We start from the raw sequence: 16,714 nt of genomic DNA, 5'->3' as shown, positions 1-16,714 counted from the left end.
CTCGTTAATCAGCTCAGCCGGTTTGTTCCCGGCACCAGGTTTCCAAAATCAACACCGCCGCCAGATCATCCACACCATGACGGCCGAAGTCTCGACTACCACCATCGGCCATCACCTGACCCTTGGCCTCAAAACTGGTCAATCGCTCATCGACCATTTCAACCGGCACATGGTAGCGACCATGAATGCGCTTGCCGAACTTTCGGGCCCTGGCGCACATGTCGTTTTCTGTATCGTCCATATTCAACGGCAACCCAACCAAGACCAGATTTGGCTGCCACTCGGCCAACAACTTTTCGATCTGAGCCCAATCGGGCACACCGTCCCGGGCCGGGATCATGGCCAGCGGCTGCCCGGTGCCCAGCATTTCCTGACCGGTGGCTACGCCAATGCGCCGGGTGCCAAAGTCGAACGCCAATACTCTTCTGTTACCGACTTCAGGCATGCCCCACCGAATCGCTAAGCTGGCTCAAATCCACGCCGATCAACTGAAGGACGGCCTCGTAACGCTTTTCAATCGGCGTTCGGAACAACACATCGTCGCTGGCGGGACAAGTTAACCAGGAGTTGCTGCCCAACTCTTCCTCCAACTGCCCCTCACCCCAACCCGAATAACCGAGCGCCACCAGAAACTCCTGAGGACCATCATCCTGACCGATGCTTTCCAGCACATCGCGCGAGGTGGTCAACGAAACCTCGTCGGTCACCCGTGCTGTATGTTGCCACTCCCGCCCCGGTGAGTGCAGCACGAAACCCCGTTCAGGTTGGACTGGGCCGCCGGTGTACACCGGTATGTCCAGTTCCCCACCCTGCAGATCCAATTGTTCCAGAATTTCACCCAGATGGATGCCCAATGGCTGGTTGATCATCAAGCCTAAGGCACCCTCTTCTGAGTGCTCGCAGATGTAAATCACCCCACCGTGAAACCGGGGATCGGATAGCCAGGGCGATGCCACCAAAAAATGGTGCTTCAAGCTACCGGTAGCATTGGTATCTTCGATCATCCTGAACTGAGCCCCCGTTTCTGGAACGACCAGGTTCGTATAATTTCCAACTCATCCGCCTTTTCCCGCATGCCTTCCGGGAAAGGCGCGAACGGTGCAGCCATGCGTACAATACGAATGGCGGCATCATCCAGCACCGAGCTGCCAGACGATTGCAGTATCGCAATTTCCTTTATGGTGCCATCTTTGCGGATAGATACCAGCATTCTCAGGTCGCCATAAATACCGGCCCGACGAGCCTCGGTCGGATAATTGATGTTACCCACGCGCGTGACTTTGCCAACCCAGTCCTGAACGTACCAGGCGTTACTGGACTTCAGCGTGGAGGCAGCTGTCACTCGCATCACCCGGGGCTTGCGTGCGTAGGCCTGTCGCTGAGCATCGAGTCGGGCTTCAAGACTGGCAATTTCCAGGCTTCGCTCCATCAGGCTTTTGCGCTTGGCCCGAGGCAAAGGCTCAGGCTCTACCTGATCGTTTCGCTGCGCCACTTTTCGGCGGGCATTCTCACTTTCGACCACGGCCCGCTCCTGATTGGGCTGGGGCTCCGTTGTCGTTTTCGGCTCCGGCTGCACTTCAGCCACGTCCGGCTGACTGACATCGGTCGGTTGAGGCGACGTCATTTCCAGCGGTTCGTTTTCCGTGCCACTGCCCTGCTGATTGGTCTGGGCCAGAAAATCCGCTTGCTCCGGGGCCTGTTCGTCATCAAATTGCGACAGCGTGATTTCCATGGTTTGCGCCACAGAGCTGGGCAACTCCGGCGCAAACTTAATACCTAACACCACAATGGCATGCAGCGCCACCGCCATGAAAAGGGTAAATGAAAATCGATCGAAATCGCTTACCTGAACTGCCATCACATATCCTAATTCTGCATCTCGGAGCCAACAGGAATTTCTTCAGCTTACTGCTTCAGTCGCCGCTCAATGGCATCCATCAACAACGCAGAAATATCGATTCCGAACTGCGCATCCAACTCCCGAATGCAGGTTGGGCTAGTCACATTGATTTCGGTGAGATAATCACCGATGACGTCCAGACCAACAAACATTAAACCTTTCTGCTTGATTACTGGCGCCACCCGGGCACAGATTTCACGGTCACGGTCCGTTAGCTCACGCCCTTCGCCGCGACCACCGGCCGCCAGATTTCCGCGATTTTCACCCTGCGAAGGAATGCGGGCAAGCGCATAGGGCACCGGCTCACCGTCAATCAACAGGATCCGCTTATCGCCATCCGAGATTTCGGGAACAAACTTCTGCGCCATCGCCTGATGCTCACCGTAATTGGTCAGGGTTTCTATGATCACACCCAAGTTGGCATCATTTTCCTTAACCCGGAAAATTGACCGGCCACCCATGCCGTCTACCGGTTTCATAATGATGTCACCGTGCTCGGCGTAAAATTCCCGAAACCGCTGCGAGCTGCGAGTCACGATTAACGGTGGCGTTAAATCCTCAAACTGGGCGGCAAACAACTTCTCATTGCAGTCCCGGAGCGTTGCGGCCGGGTTAACGACCAGAGCCCCCTGCTGCTCCGCAGCGTCGAGTATATAAGTGGCCATCAAGAATTCACGATCAACTGGGGGGTCCTTACGCATCAAGATAACGTCGAGATCACCCAAGGCCCGATCCTGGCTGTCGCCGTAACTGAACCAGTCTTCCGGATTGTTACGCACGGTGAGGCTGCGAGTACTGGCCCGCGCCTGCCCACCGGCCAGATACATATCCTGAAGCTCCATGTACTCGAGTTCCCAACCGCGATTCTGCGCAGCAAGCAACATGGCCAGCGAGCTGTCTTTCTTGAATTGGATGTCCTCGATCGGATCCATTACGATCCCGAGCCGAATTGCCATAGAGTCTCCTGGAATATCAAGTTGGAAATTCGCAAAACAAACCACTGAAAACACGAACCAGGCAGCAGAGTGAATCGCAAATAAAGTGCTATGCTGATGATGGTATTGTACCCCAGCCACAAATGCATCCGGATAAATCCTGTGGCAATTACGTGACAGGGGGTGCAGAAGTACATTTGGTCACAAACAAATACTTTTTATCCAGCCATGGATACTCTATAAATGAGAAGGCTTTATAGAACAACCTTAAGGTTTGTGCTAAAACCCTCTCTAAAATAATGACACCCGCTCGAGCGCAAGGCAGTCGGACAATGGATGACAACTTCGAGAACTTGAAGATCATGGTGATCGACGATAGCAAGACCATTCGTCGCACCGCAGAAACCCTCTTGAAAAAGGTTGGCTGTGAGGTCATCACTGCCACTGACGGCTTTGACGCTCTGGCCAAAATCGCTGATTCCCAACCAGACATCATCTTCGTAGATATTATGATGCCTCGCTTGGACGGCTATCAGACCTGCGCCTTGATCAAGAACAACTCCACGTTCAAGAACACGCCGGTCGTTATGCTTTCGAGCAAGGATGGCCTGTTTGATAAAGCAAAAGGGCGCATCGTTGGCTCGGATCAATATCTGACCAAACCGTTCAGCAAGGATGAACTGCTCAACACCATCCGCCAATACACGCCTCAGGCGGAACAGTAAACCTGCTGCCACCCAGAACCATCGAGGAAACCATGGCTCGCATTTTGATCGTTGACGATTCGCCAACAGAAGTTAAAAAAATCTCCACCATCCTGGAAAAGCACCAACACGAAGTGCTGACCGCTGATAACGGCGCTGATGGTGTTGCTAAAGCCCGTGCCGAGACCCCAGACCTGGTGCTCATGGACGTCGTTATGCCGGGCCTGAACGGCTTTCAGGCTACTCGTCAATTAACCCGCGCACCGGAAACTGCATCCATTCCGGTCGTGATCGTGACCACCAAAGATCAGGAAACTGACCGAGTGTGGGGAACCCGCCAGGGTGCCAAGGGTTACCTGGTCAAACCAGTTAACGAAGACGACCTGATCAAAACAATCAATAACCTGATTGCCTGATCCTTCGCCGTGGAGTTAAGCATGTCCGCCGAGGCCGCCCCATTCGCCGTTCTGACGGATATCGCCCAGCGCAGCCGGGCAATGGCCTCGGGCCTTCCAGAGCAAGAAACAGCTGTTGAGTTGTGGAATGGAATCGGGTTCATTCTGGCCGGCCAACGCTATGTTGCTCCGATGGGCGATGTCACAGAAATCTTGCACGTGCCCCGATTCACTCACATCCCCGGGGTACGCCCATTCATGATGGGTGCGGCCAACGTTCGAGGCCGACTTCTCCCTCTGGTAGACCTCGCCAACTTTTTCGACATCCCACGCTCCTCACGCAGCCCGCGTGAACGCCGGGTGTTGGTGATAGAGCAAGGCGACATCTTCAGCGGATTGGTCGTGGACAGCGTTTTGGGTATGCAATATTTCGCCAAAGACAATTTCAGGGCCAGCCCGAAAGGGGTGCCCGACACCGTTCGACCGTTTGTAGATGGCGGTTACGAGCGTAACGAAGAGATCTGGAACGTGTTCTCAGCCGCCCATCTGGTGGACGACGAGCGCTTTCTTGATGTCGCACAGTGGTAGGGATGATGGTACTGGCAGGAACGTCACCCTGACCGTCTGCAACCCGATACAACAACTTGCCATTTCCAGAAGAAAAAGGCCGGGAGCCAGAAGATGAAAAACAGAGCCGGAAAACTCAGTATGGGACAGGGAGGCAACAAGCTGATTGCCGGCCTGATCGCAGCACTGATTGCACTCACTATCCTGCTCGTTGTGGTGCTGTTCATCATCAACAAAGACAGCCAGAACGATCAGGAGTACATCGCCAATACCGCAGAAATGCGCGTGCTTTCTCAGGAAATTGCGAAAAACGCGACCGAAGCGGCGGGCGGTACTGCCGAAGCCTTTAACCAGCTAAGGCGCTCCCGGGATGAATTCCAGCTTCTCTGGACCAGCGTTACCAAGGGTAATCCTGAAACCGGCCTCCCGCCCAGCGAGCTCGCACAGCAAAGTAACACGCAGAAGTTGTGGAACCGGGTGCGCGAAAACGCAGACAGCATCCTGTCAACTCAGGAAGCAGTACTTGGCCTTCACGAAGTTGCCCGTACCCTGAACGAGACCATTCCGCAGCTGCAGGTCGAGTACGATGACATCGTACAGATCCTGCTAGAGAATGATGCGCCGGCAGAGCAGATCGCTCTCGCACAGCGCCAGTCACTGCTGGCAGAACGGATTGTTCGCTCAGTGAACAACGTTCTTTCTGGTGACGAAGACGCCGTTATCGCCGCCGACCGCTTCGGTCGGGACGCCAGTCTGTTCGGGCGTGTACTGGACGGACAGCTGAACGGCAACCCCGGCATGGGCATTTCACAAGTGGCTGACGAAGACGCCATTTACGGCCTTGAAGCCGTTGATGAGCTGTTCGAATTCGTTTCCCAGAACGTTGACGCAATCCTTGAAGCCTCTCCCGACCTCTTCAAGGTGCGTCTGGCCGCCAGCGACATCTTCCAGAACTCGGAAGTTCTGCTGACCGAGCTTTCATCTCTGGCCAACGACTTCAGCACCCAAGCCGAATCGCGTCTGATTAACGCCACCCTGGCCTTCTTCATCCTTGCCGGCATGGTCGCCATCGTTGTGTTCATCGGTTTCGCTCTGTACCGCGAAACCCAGTCCCGTCTGACCACCACGCAAGAACAGAACGAACAGAACCAGAATGCGATCCTGCGACTGCTGGACGAACTGGCAGATCTGGCCGATGGTGACTTGACCACCGAGGCTACGGTAACCGAAGACTTCACCGGGGCAATCGCCGACTCCATCAACTTCGCGATCGACCAGATGCGCGGCTTGGTACAGTCCATTCGTGGCACCGCGGTACGAGTCGCTTCCGCTGCTCAGGAATCTCAGGCTACTGCTATGCATCTGGCCGACGCCTCCGAGCATCAGGCTCAGGAAATTGCCGGAGCTTCTGCGGCGGTTAACGAAATGGCCGTGTCCATCGACCAAGTATCCTCCAACGCAGCAGAGTCCTCTGCGGTTGCTGAGCGGTCGGTTGCGATCGCGAAGAAAGGCGCGGAAGTGGTACAAAACACCATTCGCGGCATGGACAACATCCGTGAGCAGATCCAGGAAACCTCCAAACGGATCAAGCGACTGGGTGAATCTTCCCAGGAAATCGGCGACATCGTATCGCTGATCAACGACATTGCCGACCAAACCAACATCTTGTCTCTGAACGCTGCGATTCAGGCCTCTATGGCCGGTGACGCAGGTCGAGGCTTCGCGGTTGTTGCGGACGAAGTTCAGCGTCTTGCGGAACGTTCCTCTGCGGCAACCAAACAGATTGAAGCGCTGGTTAAGACGATCCAGTCTGACACCAACGAAGCCGTTATCTCCATGGAGCACACCACCGCTGAGGTAGTACGTGGTGCTCGCCTGGCCCAAGACGCGGGTATCGCACTCGAGGAAATCGAGAACGTATCGATGAGCCTTGCGGAACTGATCCAGAACATCTCCAACGCGGCACGCCAGCAGTCCTCATCAGCTGCTCACATTTCCAACACGATGAACGTCATCCAGGAAATTACGTCGCAGACGTCTTCCGGTACCAACGCAACCGCGAAGTCGATCGGAAATCTGGCGGAAATGGCCTCCGAGCTTCGCTCTTCTGTTGCCGGCTTTACTCTGCCGGACGAAGAAGTGCTCAGTGAAGAAAACGAAAGTTTCGACGAATCGGTGGTCAGCTGATCACTGGCCCGGGGCAGCTAAAGGTTCATGGTTCAGACGCATAACCAAATGGCACCCTCAGACGGAATCTGGTCGCTGCGCAAACTCCCCGAGATGGACGATGCGCAATTCAGTCAGTGGCAAACCCTGTTGGAACATCGGACAGGCATGACTCTAACCCGCGACCGGCGGTCATTTCTGGAGACCAACTTAGGTATCCGGATGCGGGAAATTGGCTGCAACAGCTATCAGGCCTACTACGAACAGATCGTATCCGGCGCGGATGCGATTCAGGAGTGGGCAACTCTGGTAGACCGTCTGACGGTTCAGGAAACGCGTTTCTTCCGTGATCCTGATGCGTGCAAACTGGTGTCTGACTATGTGATGACCCGGCCCCGGGAAGGCCTGAAAAACCAGGCATTAGAAGCTTGGAGTGTAGGGTGCTCGACCGGCGAAGAGCCCTACACACTGGCCATGGTGCTTAACGAATGCATGGAACAGCTCGGCTTGCAGCCCCTGTATGGGGTGACCGGGTCTGACATCAGTCAGCCGGCACTCGTTAAGGCCAAATCCGGTTTGTTCAGCGCCCGTAAACTGCTGGGCATGGATGAGGCCTTGAAATCCCGGTACTTCCGGCCTGCAGAGCGGAATACCGTAGAAATCGTGAACAACATCCGTGACCGGGTGTGTTTTGCCAGGCTCAACGTATTGGACCTGAACAAAGCCCCTATGCACGGCATGAACATTATCTTCTGCCAGAACCTGCTGATTTACTTCCGCCGCTGGCGCCGGCGCGAAATTGTTAAACGGCTTTCAGAGCGTCTGGCACCGGGGGGGTTACTGGTGTTAGGCCAAGGTGAACTGACCGATTGGCAGCCACCGGGCCTGCAGAGGGTTCCCTCGGAACATGTACTGGCGTGGATCAAACGTCAGTCCGACGACGAATAACCGGAGTGGTTATGGGCAATCACCATGACAGTATCGCCCTCGACTGGGTTCGGGGCGAAATACAGGACACGCTGACCCAAGGCCAGCATGCTCTCGAAGCGTACGTTGATAATCGTGACGATACCACGCGCCTGCGCTTCTGCCTGAACTACCTTCATCAGGTGCACGGCACCCTGCAAATGGTGGAGCTCTACGGTGCCGCATTGCTCACCGAAGAGATGGAGAAACTCACCCAGGCCATTCTGAACGAAACCGTCGTTAACATTGATGACGCCCTCGAAGTTTTGATGCAGGCCATTCTCCAGTTGCCACAATACCTGGAGCATCTGGGCAGCAGCCGCGACGACTTTCCAATGGTGTTGTTGCCGCTACTCAATGACCTGCGAGCCGCTCGCGGTGAATCGCTGCTGTCAGACACATCACTGTTCAAGCCAAACCTGAGCGCAGCTCGCTTCACCGTAACCGGCAAAGTGTCAGAACGCCTTCAAGACCCGAAAGTGCTCGGTCATCTCCGAAAACTGCGGCAGATGTACCAATTTGCCCTAGCCGGTGTGGTTCGTGAAGAAGATCTGGACGCTCATTTTGGCTACATGCAGAAAGTCATCGACCGGCTCTCCCGCTTGTGCCAGAAAACCGCTCGGGGCGAACTTTGGAAGGCCGCCGGCGCCTTTGTTGAAACGCTCGAAGCACACGTCAACCCGGTCAATACCGCCGTAAAGTCGTTGTTGCGCGAACTCGATGGCGAGATACGCAAGCTAACCGACGAGCATGCAGACATTCTGCTTCAGCCTGTTCCCGAAGCCTTACTCAAGAACCTGCTGTACTACGTGGCTCGCGCCCGGGATCTGGATCGCCCGCAGGTCAACTACCTGCGTGCAGCTTACCAACTATCCGATGCTCTGCCCTCCGACGACGACGTCAGTGAAGCTCGCATGCGCGTTTCCGGCCCCGGTCGCGACGCCATTCAATCCGTCGTCAGCGCACTGAACGAAGAGCTTGGCCGATTGAAAGACCAACTCGATCTGTTTGTGCGTGCCGAGCATCGCCAGAATAACGAACTGGACGAACTGCTCCCGGGCCTTCGCCAGGTGGGTAATACTTTGGCAGTTCTCGGCCTTGGTATTCCTCGCAAAGTGGTGACGGAACAAATCGAGCTGGTTGAAAAGCTCTGTGGCCAAGCAGAAACGATTGATGACGGCACTCTGATGGATATCGCAGGTGCGCTACTCTACGTCGAAGCCAGCCTTGCCGGCCTCGACGTGGATCGCCACACCGAAGTCTCCGACGTTGCCGGCGATAGCGAACCCACCAACATCGGCTCTCGAGAACTCACCGAAGCCAACGAAGCCCTGATCCGCGAATCGCGAAATACGCTCGAACAAGCCAAATCCGCCATTGTTAACTTCATCGCGTCCCAATGGGACATTCAGGAAATCGAGCACGTTCCGGCACTGCTCCACAGCATTCGCGGTGGTCTTGGGCTGGTACCTATTGACCACATTCCGGACATGCTCGACTCTGCCGAGCGTTATATTTCCGACGTGTTGCTGTCGAGCCAACAGGTACCAGACTGGCGCCAACTGGACACCTTGGCAGATGCCATAACCAGTATCGAGTACTATCTCGAGCGGATCGCTGAAGGCATCGCCGATAACGACACGATCCTGCGCATTGCCCACGAAAGCTTAGCAAGTCTGGGCTTCCCTGTTGGTGAAGATCCAACGTGGAGCGAGCCCGCCCAGTCTGAAACGGCTGAATCGGAAGATGTCCCCGTTCTGGAGCCGGTGTTACCAGAAGAACCCGAATCACCACAAAAGGGCTCTGATGATGAGCTGCTGGATGATGAAATACTCGGCATCTTCGTTGAGGAAGCCGAAGAAGTTCTGGAAACCATTCAGGAATACTACCCTCGTCTGCGCCGGGATCACGGTGACCGAGACGCATTGACCGAAGTTCGCCGCGCCTACCATACCCTCAAAGGTAGTGGACGACTTGTCGGTGCTGCTAGCCTCGGCGAGGTTGCCTGGTCGGTTGAAAATCTTCTGAACCGGGTTATTGACCAAACTCTTAAACCCACAGACGACATGTTTGCGCTGCTGGACGACGTGAACGCACGTCTTCCAGAACTGATTCAGGATTTCCGTCAGGGCGAAACCACCGGTGACGTCGATGCACTGATGGCCCGAGCCGAAGCACTGGCGACAACCCGACGCACCGATGCAACTCCTCAGGACTCGACCAGCCCGTCTGAAGCATCGGACATTACTGCCGAGAAATCTGACGACGCGTCTGCTGCAGCCACTCCAGCAGAGCCGATAGCAACCGAGACAGCAGAATCACCCGAGCCAACCACCGACGATGAAGACGATCTCATCGACGATGAGATTCTAGAGATTTTTATTGAAGAAGCAGGCGAAGTACTCGAAACCATCAACGAGTACCTGCCCATGCTGCTGCGGCAATACGATGATCGCAGTGCCTTGGCTGAAGTACGGCGTGCCTTCCACACCCTCAAGGGCAGCGGGCGCATGGTCGGCGCCGGAGTCATCGGCGAATTGTCCTGGTCCGTGGAGAACGTGCTGAACCGGATTATTGAAGGCAGCATCTTCATGAACGACGACCTCGCTCAGCTACTTCAGGATGTGACCGAGGTCATTCCAACGCTGGTGAGCGATTTCGAAAAACGCACGGATACAAACGTCGAAACGGCCGCACTCGAAGCACGCGCTAACGCGTTGGCCAGTGGCGAGCTCCCGAACACCTCAGCCATGCCAGCGCCTGAATCCGCGGAGACAACATCAGACCAGATCGACACACCGGCCGACAGCGGTGAGGCTGGCCAACAAGATTCTGAAGATGCCGATCAGGTTCTGCTCGAAATTTTTGAGCAGGAAGCCCAAACTCATCTGCAAACCCTTCAGAGTTATCTGCTAGCTGCCCAAAACCAAACAGCGGCAGTCTATACCGACGACTTGTCCAGAGCCCTGCACACTCTGCGAGGCAGTGCCAATACAGCAGGCATTGCGCCGATCGCGGCCATCATTACGCCTCTGGAGCGCTTCATCAAAGAGGCCAGAGCGCAGAACAAGCGAGCCGATCACGAGGTACTCGAGTTAATTTCCCGAGCCAGTGATTTTCTGACCAATGGTCTGGCGCAAATCCACAACACGCCTCAAGCTGAGCTTGACGGAACCGCGGATTATCTCGACAAACTCGAGAAGGTCAGCACCTCCACGTTCCAGGGTCAGGCCTTGGACGATGATGTAGCACCCGCACATCAGGTGTCATCTCAACTGATTCAGCTGTTTTTGGGCGAAGGCCTCGACATCGTTCTGGATGCCGAGACCATTCTGGATGATTGGGCCGCCGATCCTCAGCAAAACGACGCCCTGTCTACCTTGCGAAGCGAACTTGAATCCCTGACCGACAGCGCAGCGGATGTAGGCTTGGCTGACGTGGCCAATCTTGCCGATGCGCTAACGCGCCTTTACGGCGCGGTTACCGTGTATGGATTGCCCTCCAACGGTGATTTCTTTGACACCGCACGGAAAGCCCAAGAACAGCTCATTAACCAGATGGATCAGGTGGCAGCGGGGCTGGCTACCGACCCCTGTGACGACATCATCCTCGAGCTTCATGCGCTGACTGATACGGTGAACCGGAACGACGAGCCGAACGAATTCGAGCAACAGTTCACCGAGGATCTCGAAGAGATAGACCTCAGTCTCGAGGACAGCGAATTTAGTCATCCGGAAATAGCCGCTGACGAACAGCGCAAGCTACCGGAAACCTCCGACGACAGTGATATGGATGAAGAGCTTGCGGCGATCTTCCTGGAAGAAGCCCGAGATCTCATCGACAGCACGGCCGAAGCACTGCAAAGCTGGAGTGAAGACACCGGCAATATCGATATTCTGCGCCTGTTGCAAAGAGACTTGCACACCTTGAAAGGTGGTGCACGCTTGGCCGATATCGAGGCCGTAGGCGATCTGGCCCATGAACTGGAAAACCTGTTCGAAGGCCTCACAGAGCAGCGGCTTTCGATCAACGACACGCTTTCCGACTTGCTGTTCCGCTGTCACGATCGTTTGGCCGGCATGGTTGATGCGCTCGAAGCTAAGGAACAGCCCAAACCGGCACCCGACTTGGTCCAGGAAATCCAGGACTACATGGCTGGTGCCCGAGGCATCCGGCCGGTTACCGATGTGGCTCCAGAGGTGGAAACGCTAACTGGATCTGGCGATACAGAACCGCAGGATTCGAATGATAAAAGCCTCCACGAAGACGCCGACAGCGATGTGGCTGACCTGTCCCATCTGGACCCGGAACTGCTCGGCATCTTTCTGGAAGAAGCCTACGATCTCATCAACTCCACCGGCAGTGCCCTCCATACCTGGAGCGAGAACTCAGCCGATCGCAGTATTGCCGCAGAACTGCAACGCGATGTGCACACCCTGAAGGGCGGTGCTCGAATGGCAGGGGTGGACGCAATCGGCGATCTGACCCACGTTCTTGAAGATCTGTTCGAGAAGGTTGCTGAAGGCCAACTTGCAGCCAGCAGCACCATGATCGACTTGCTGTTTGCATGTCACGATCGTCTGGCACAAATGGTCGAGCAGGTCGCAACGCAGCAGCCTTGCCCTGCGGCGAAACAGCTGGAGGCACAGGTAAAAGCCATCCTCCAAGGGGAAGAGGCCTCCGATACCGCTGATGTTAACGTTAAGTCCGAAAACGAGGCGCAGCCTGAAGAAGCGAGCATCGCACCAGAATACGATGACCTTGCCATGGAGTCCGAAGCCGAATCGCAGGCCGAGGATATCCTCAGTATCTTCTTGGATGAAGGGCTGGAAATTCATGACGCCATCGCAGAGAACCTGGAGCATTGGCACGACCAACCGAATGAGCTTGCTGCTGTTATTTCACTGCGACAAGAACTCCACACCCTTAAGGGTGGCGCTCGCCTGTCCGACCTCGATGCCATCGCGGATCTGGCCGAGGCATGGTCAGAACTGCTTGATGACACGCTTGCCGGCAGCAAACCGGCAGATACCGCACTGGCGCTGAGCGACCGCGCACAAGGCAGCTTCCGCTCCATGTTGGACGCCATTGAAGCCGGCAAGCAGCCAGAACTCGATTTCAGCCTCATCGATGCCATGTCTCAAACCGGGGATTTGTTCCCCGATCCGCGTCAGGACACTGAACAGGTTGAGCCCGATTCTGCGGATGCCCCGGATCCGGAAGTCCTGGAAATCTTCCTGGATGAAGCCGGCGAGATCATGGACCAGCTGGAGCAGCTGCTGGCCGATTGGCGCAAAGAGCCAAGCAACCATCATTTCAATCAAGAAGCTCAGCGCGCGATGCACACTCTCAAAGGGGGCGCTCGCCTGTCTCAGCTCTCAGGATTGGGAGACAAAGCACATGCCTTTGAAACGTTGCTGATTGATCTTGGCGGCAATGCACCCTCCGAAGCCCAGTGGCAAGAGATTAACCGTCAGCATGACGGAATCATCGCAGCCGTAGCCGCGGTTCGTGCTCACTACGAGCAAGGCGCTGCCCTACCCGAATCGGTGCAAGCAGAGCCACAAGATGTGCAAGCCGCCGAGGTGCCCGCTCCACAGCCAGCTGAGGTCGCCACCGAACAGCCCGGACCCGAGCCCAAACCTGTCGCCCGGAAACCTTCGAGGTCCCGTAACAATCGGGTCGTCGAAGCTCAACGTGCCGCTCAAGAAACCATTCGAGTGTCGGCTCCGTTGCTGGACGACTTGGTTAATCTCGCCGGTGAAACCAGTATTACCCGTGGCCGACTGGAGCAGCAGTCCAGCGACTTCAGCCATACTCTTGACGAGATGGCCGCCACCATCGAGCGTCTGCGCGAGCAGTTGCGCCGAATGGACATCGAAACAGAAACCCAGATTCTGTTCCGCGCCGAACAGGAACACGGCGCAGACTACGGCGAAGATTTCGACCCGCTGGAAATGGACCGCTATTCGTCGATCCAGCAACTTTCCCGGGCACTCACCGAGTCCTCGTCTGACCTTGCCGATCTGAGAGAAACGCTGGCCGACCGGGTGCGTGATACGGAAACCTTGCTGGTTCAGCAGTCCCGTATCAATACCGAGCTTCAGGAAGGTCTGATGAAGACCCGAATGATCCCGTTTGCGTCCACAGTGCCGCGGCTGCGCCGGATTGTTCGCCAGATCAGCGGCGAACTGGGCAAAAAGGTCGAATTCGACGTTCGCAACGCTGAAGGAGAAATGGACCGAAGCATCCTGGAGCGCATGATTGCGCCACTGGAGCACATGCTTCGCAACGCCTTGGATCACGGCATTGAAACCCCGCAAGAGCGCCGTCAGGCCGGTAAACCTGAAACCGGTGAAGTGGTTCTGTCGCTGACCCGTGAAGGCGGCGACGTGGTGCTTCGCATGATCGATGACGGCAAGGGCATTCCGGCTGAAGTGATCCGGGAAAAAGCCATTCGTCAGGGTTTGATGCACAAAAACGAAGCGCTGTCCGAGCGGGAAATCCTGCAGTTTATTCTGCAACCCGGCTTCTCCACCGCCGAGAAAGTTACCCAGATTTCTGGCAGGGGCGTCGGCATGGACGTGGTTGCCAGCGAGATCAAGCAGCTCGGCGGTAGCCTCGATATCGACTCTTCACTGGGTCGCGGCACCACCTTCACTGTGCGCCTTCCGTTTACTGTGTCGGTGAACCGTGCGCTGATGGTCGCCACAGGCGAGGATTTCTACGCGATCCCGCTGAATACCATTGAAGGTATCGTTCGGGTCAGCACCTATGAGCTGGAAGAGTATTACAAACCCGATGCACCCTTGTACGAGTACGCGGGTCAACAGTACCGCTTGCAGTATCTCGGCAACCTGCTGAACAGCGACCACCATCCCAAGCTGCAAGGTCAGGCATTGCCGCTGCCGGTCATACTGGTGCGCGGTGCCGAGCAGCCACTGGCGCTTCAGGTTGATCACCTGATGGGCAGTCGTGAGATTGTTGTTAAATCCCTCGGCCCACAATTCAGCACTGTTCGTGGCGTATCCGGTGCCACCATTCTGGGTGATGGCAACGTGGTGGTGATTCTCGACCTGCCGGCCATGATCCGTTCGGACATACTGTCTGACCGCCAGCGCATTGCCAATCTCGCCAAAGAACGCACGACCAGCCGCTTCGAAGAACAAGTGACAACGGTCATGGTGGTGGACGATTCGGTCACCGTACGGAAAGTGACATCACGTTTGCTGGAACGGAACGGCATGGAAGTGATCACCGCGAAAGACGGCTTGGATGCAGTGGCACAGCTGCAAGACCACCGCCCGGATGTCATCTTGCTGGATATCGAGATGCCCCGTATGGACGGCTTCGAAGTGGCCAGTTTTGTACGCCATGATGACACACTCAAACATACGCCGATTTGCATGATCACGTCCCGAACCGGTGAAAAGCACCGCGAACGGGCTCTGGCCATCGGCGTCAACGAGTACCTGGGCAAGCCTTTCCAGGAAACGGTGCTGCTTGAAACCATTAAACGGCTTACTGAGAGCGAGTGATGTCCGGCCACACCGGCCGACCAAAGGTCGGGATTGTTTCCGATGACGCGTTACAGCGCCGGCGGCTGCAAGAAGCCGCCGGAAAATTCGGATTGGAGAGCTGTTTCGCGGGTGATCCCGACCGGCTAATCGACTACCCGGAGTTTCCGGAGGCCGCATTGTGGCTGGTCACCCTGCAAGACGAAGCGGATCACCCGACCTTTTTTGATTACTTGCTCGGGCACACCGATGCGCCTGTCTTGTTCGGTGTCGATCTGGCGCCTAAGCCCGGTAGCAAAGATTTTGTCCGTTGGGGGCGTCGGCTTCAGGACAAGCTGGAGAAACAGCTGGGCCCTTTGGACGCACGGGATAGCGCCCACGATCTGGAAGCACTTGTTGATTCCGGGCCTGCACAAAAAACACCGCCGAGCCTGCCGAACGGGGTAACACCCGCGTCGCCCGGGTCGTTGGCCGACGAAATCTGGATTCTAGGCGCCTCTCTGGGAGGCCCTGCCGCCGTGAAAGCCTTCCTTGATCAGCTACCGCCGTGTTTGCCTGTGGGGTTCGTCTACGCACAACACATTGACGGTAATTTCACCGAGGTCCTGACTCGGGTACTTGGCCGTCATGCTCACTACCAGCTCAAAAAGGCCGAAGAAGGCTACCGGATACAGAATGGTGATGTGGTTCTGATGCCGGTCGAGAATGAGTGGACTTTCGACTCCGAAGGCCGCCTCGTGCAACTGGACACACCTTGGCCAGGCCCTTACGGCCCATCGATTGATCAAGTGCTGCTCAACGTGGCCGATCATTACGGCAAACGCTGCCACGCCATGCTCTTTTCAGGAATGGGCAACGACGGAGCCCTTGCAGCCCCCATGCTGAAAGCCTACGGTAGCCGGATCTGGGTGCAGGAAAGTCAGGGCTGCGGTAACAGCTCAATGCCGGATTCCGTCGCAGCAACCGGCTGCACCAGTTTTAGCGGCACACCGGAACAATTGGCCGAAGAGCTGATTAAAACCATCAAGAACAACAGCCTGCTCAAGAGCCGGCACAATCACGGTTCTGCCTGAGGACACACGCTATGAATGAAAACAGCCAACTCCTATCCTGCGTCATGGTACCCGTCAGCAACCGGCAATTGCTGCTCCCAAACGTATCCATCGCTGAAGTCGTCGATTTGAACAACACAAAAACTGACCGCGGCACACCCGATTGGTTGGTTGGGTTCATTGACTGGCGAGGCCTCAGCTTACCCGTGATTTCCTATGATGCCGCTAATGGCAAAGAACTGGTCGTGCCCGGAGGCAACCGAGGGAGAATCATTGTGATTAACACCATCGGCCCCAACCATAGCGAATTGCCGTTCATGGCCCTGGTGACTCAAGGGATTCCCAGTCAAACCCGCCTGACCGAGTCAGAAATCAAAAAAGTGGAAGGCCAGCCCGGGCCGGCAGACCTTATGCAAGTTGAGGTAGATGGAGAATCCGCATGGATTCCCAACCTTGAATATCTGGAATCGTTGGCGGTAGACGCCAAAGCTTGAAGTAACGGGGAGCCCCCA

At 56.0% G+C, this 16,714-nt stretch carries 12 protein-coding genes; 8 read left to right on the top strand and 4 right to left on the bottom strand.

Features of this window, described 5'->3' with window-relative positions:
• Positions 1–13: 13 nt before the first annotated feature.
• Genes ruvX through gshB form a run of 4 tightly spaced genes read right to left on the bottom strand, consistent with a single transcriptional unit; the run spans position 14 to position 2,856 of the window.
• On the bottom strand, positions 14–445 hold the full coding sequence (gene ruvX, locus ACNQ6O_RS00460; protein ID WP_418051294.1) for a Holliday junction resolvase RuvX: 432 nt from the start codon (positions 443–445) through the stop codon (positions 14–16).
• Complete coding sequence (locus ACNQ6O_RS00455; protein ID WP_418051293.1) at positions 438–1,004, bottom strand: YqgE/AlgH family protein; 567 nt, start codon at positions 1,002–1,004, stop codon at positions 438–440. The genes ruvX and ACNQ6O_RS00455 overlap by 8 nt, the downstream gene beginning before the upstream one ends.
• Positions 1,001–1,858 carry a TonB family protein gene (locus ACNQ6O_RS00450; protein ID WP_418051292.1) on the bottom strand — a complete coding sequence of 286 codons (858 nt, stop codon included), beginning with the start codon at positions 1,856–1,858 and terminating at the stop codon, positions 1,001–1,003. Before ACNQ6O_RS00450 ends, ACNQ6O_RS00455 begins: the two co-directional genes overlap by 4 nt.
• A gap of 47 nt (positions 1,859–1,905) precedes the next feature.
• Entirely contained in the window at positions 1,906–2,856 is a 951-nt protein-coding gene (gshB, locus tag ACNQ6O_RS00445; protein ID WP_418051291.1) for a glutathione synthase, read from the bottom strand.
• Between the two features lie 311 nt (positions 2,857–3,167).
• Here gshB and pilG point away from each other — a divergent pair, with 311 nt between their 5' ends.
• The 8 genes from pilG to ACNQ6O_RS00405 all read left to right on the top strand — a co-directional run bounded on the left by pilG (position 3,168) and on the right by ACNQ6O_RS00405 (position 16,696).
• The gene (gene pilG, locus ACNQ6O_RS00440) at positions 3,168–3,560 is read left to right on the top strand and encodes a twitching motility response regulator PilG (RefSeq protein ID WP_114335249.1); all 393 of its coding nucleotides are present in this window, start codon (positions 3,168–3,170) and stop codon (positions 3,558–3,560) included.
• A gap of 32 nt (positions 3,561–3,592) precedes the next feature.
• Positions 3,593–3,955: a twitching motility response regulator PilH gene (pilH, locus tag ACNQ6O_RS00435; RefSeq protein ID WP_114335248.1), complete on the top strand. Its 363-nt coding sequence runs from the start codon at positions 3,593–3,595 to the stop codon at positions 3,953–3,955.
• Between the two features lie 21 nt (positions 3,956–3,976).
• On the top strand, positions 3,977–4,522 hold the full coding sequence (locus tag ACNQ6O_RS00430; RefSeq protein ID WP_418051290.1) for a chemotaxis protein CheW: 546 nt from the start codon (positions 3,977–3,979) through the stop codon (positions 4,520–4,522).
• A 93-nt stretch (positions 4,523–4,615) separates the two neighbouring features.
• Positions 4,616–6,688: a methyl-accepting chemotaxis protein gene (locus ACNQ6O_RS00425; RefSeq protein WP_418051289.1), complete on the top strand. Its 2,073-nt coding sequence runs from the start codon at positions 4,616–4,618 to the stop codon at positions 6,686–6,688.
• A gap of 27 nt (positions 6,689–6,715) precedes the next feature.
• A complete protein-coding gene (locus ACNQ6O_RS00420) occupies positions 6,716–7,615 on the top strand; it encodes a CheR family methyltransferase (protein WP_418051288.1) in 900 nt (299 codons plus the stop codon).
• 11 nt (positions 7,616–7,626) lie between these two features.
• Complete coding sequence (locus ACNQ6O_RS00415; protein WP_418051287.1) at positions 7,627–15,171, top strand: Hpt domain-containing protein; 7,545 nt, start codon at positions 7,627–7,629, stop codon at positions 15,169–15,171.
• Positions 15,171–16,223 carry a chemotaxis protein CheB gene (locus ACNQ6O_RS00410; protein WP_418051286.1) on the top strand — a complete coding sequence of 351 codons (1,053 nt, stop codon included), beginning with the start codon at positions 15,171–15,173 and terminating at the stop codon, positions 16,221–16,223. Before ACNQ6O_RS00415 ends, ACNQ6O_RS00410 begins: the two co-directional genes overlap by 1 nt.
• A gap of 11 nt (positions 16,224–16,234) precedes the next feature.
• Positions 16,235–16,696, top strand: coding sequence for a chemotaxis protein CheW (locus ACNQ6O_RS00405; protein ID WP_418051285.1), 462 nt, complete (start codon positions 16,235–16,237; stop codon positions 16,694–16,696).
• Positions 16,697–16,714 lie beyond the last annotated feature (18 nt).

The sequence above is a fragment of the Marinobacter sp. SBS5 genome, assembly GCF_048285575.1.
Classification (GTDB): domain Bacteria; phylum Pseudomonadota; class Gammaproteobacteria; order Pseudomonadales; family Oleiphilaceae; genus Marinobacter.
Note: the sequence above shows the minus strand (reverse complement) of the source record. Positions and strands in the feature narration are given on the sequence as shown.

Excerpts from the sequence above, each read along its gene's own strand:
- gshB (WP_418051291.1), bottom strand. The coding sequence starts at position 2,856 with ATGGCAATTCGGCTCGGGATCGTAATGGATCCGATCGAGGACATCCAA.
- ACNQ6O_RS00430 (WP_418051290.1), top strand. The coding sequence starts at position 3,977 with ATGTCCGCCGAGGCCGCCCCATTCGCCGTTCTGACGGATATCGCCCAG.
- ACNQ6O_RS00410 (WP_418051286.1), top strand. The coding sequence starts at position 15,171 with ATGTCCGGCCACACCGGCCGACCAAAGGTCGGGATTGTTTCCGATGAC.
- pilG (WP_114335249.1), top strand. The coding sequence starts at position 3,168 with ATGGATGACAACTTCGAGAACTTGAAGATCATGGTGATCGACGATAGC.
- ACNQ6O_RS00405 (WP_418051285.1), top strand. The coding sequence starts at position 16,235 with ATGAATGAAAACAGCCAACTCCTATCCTGCGTCATGGTACCCGTCAGC.
- ACNQ6O_RS00450 (WP_418051292.1), bottom strand. The coding sequence starts at position 1,858 with ATGGCAGTTCAGGTAAGCGATTTCGATCGATTTTCATTTACCCTTTTC.
- ACNQ6O_RS00455 (WP_418051293.1), bottom strand. The coding sequence starts at position 1,004 with ATGATCGAAGATACCAATGCTACCGGTAGCTTGAAGCACCATTTTTTG.
- ACNQ6O_RS00425 (WP_418051289.1), top strand. The coding sequence starts at position 4,616 with ATGAAAAACAGAGCCGGAAAACTCAGTATGGGACAGGGAGGCAACAAG.
- ACNQ6O_RS00420 (WP_418051288.1), top strand. The coding sequence starts at position 6,716 with ATGGTTCAGACGCATAACCAAATGGCACCCTCAGACGGAATCTGGTCG.
- pilH (WP_114335248.1), top strand. The coding sequence starts at position 3,593 with ATGGCTCGCATTTTGATCGTTGACGATTCGCCAACAGAAGTTAAAAAA.
- ruvX (WP_418051294.1), bottom strand. The coding sequence starts at position 445 with ATGCCTGAAGTCGGTAACAGAAGAGTATTGGCGTTCGACTTTGGCACC.
- ACNQ6O_RS00415 (WP_418051287.1), top strand. The coding sequence starts at position 7,627 with ATGGGCAATCACCATGACAGTATCGCCCTCGACTGGGTTCGGGGCGAA.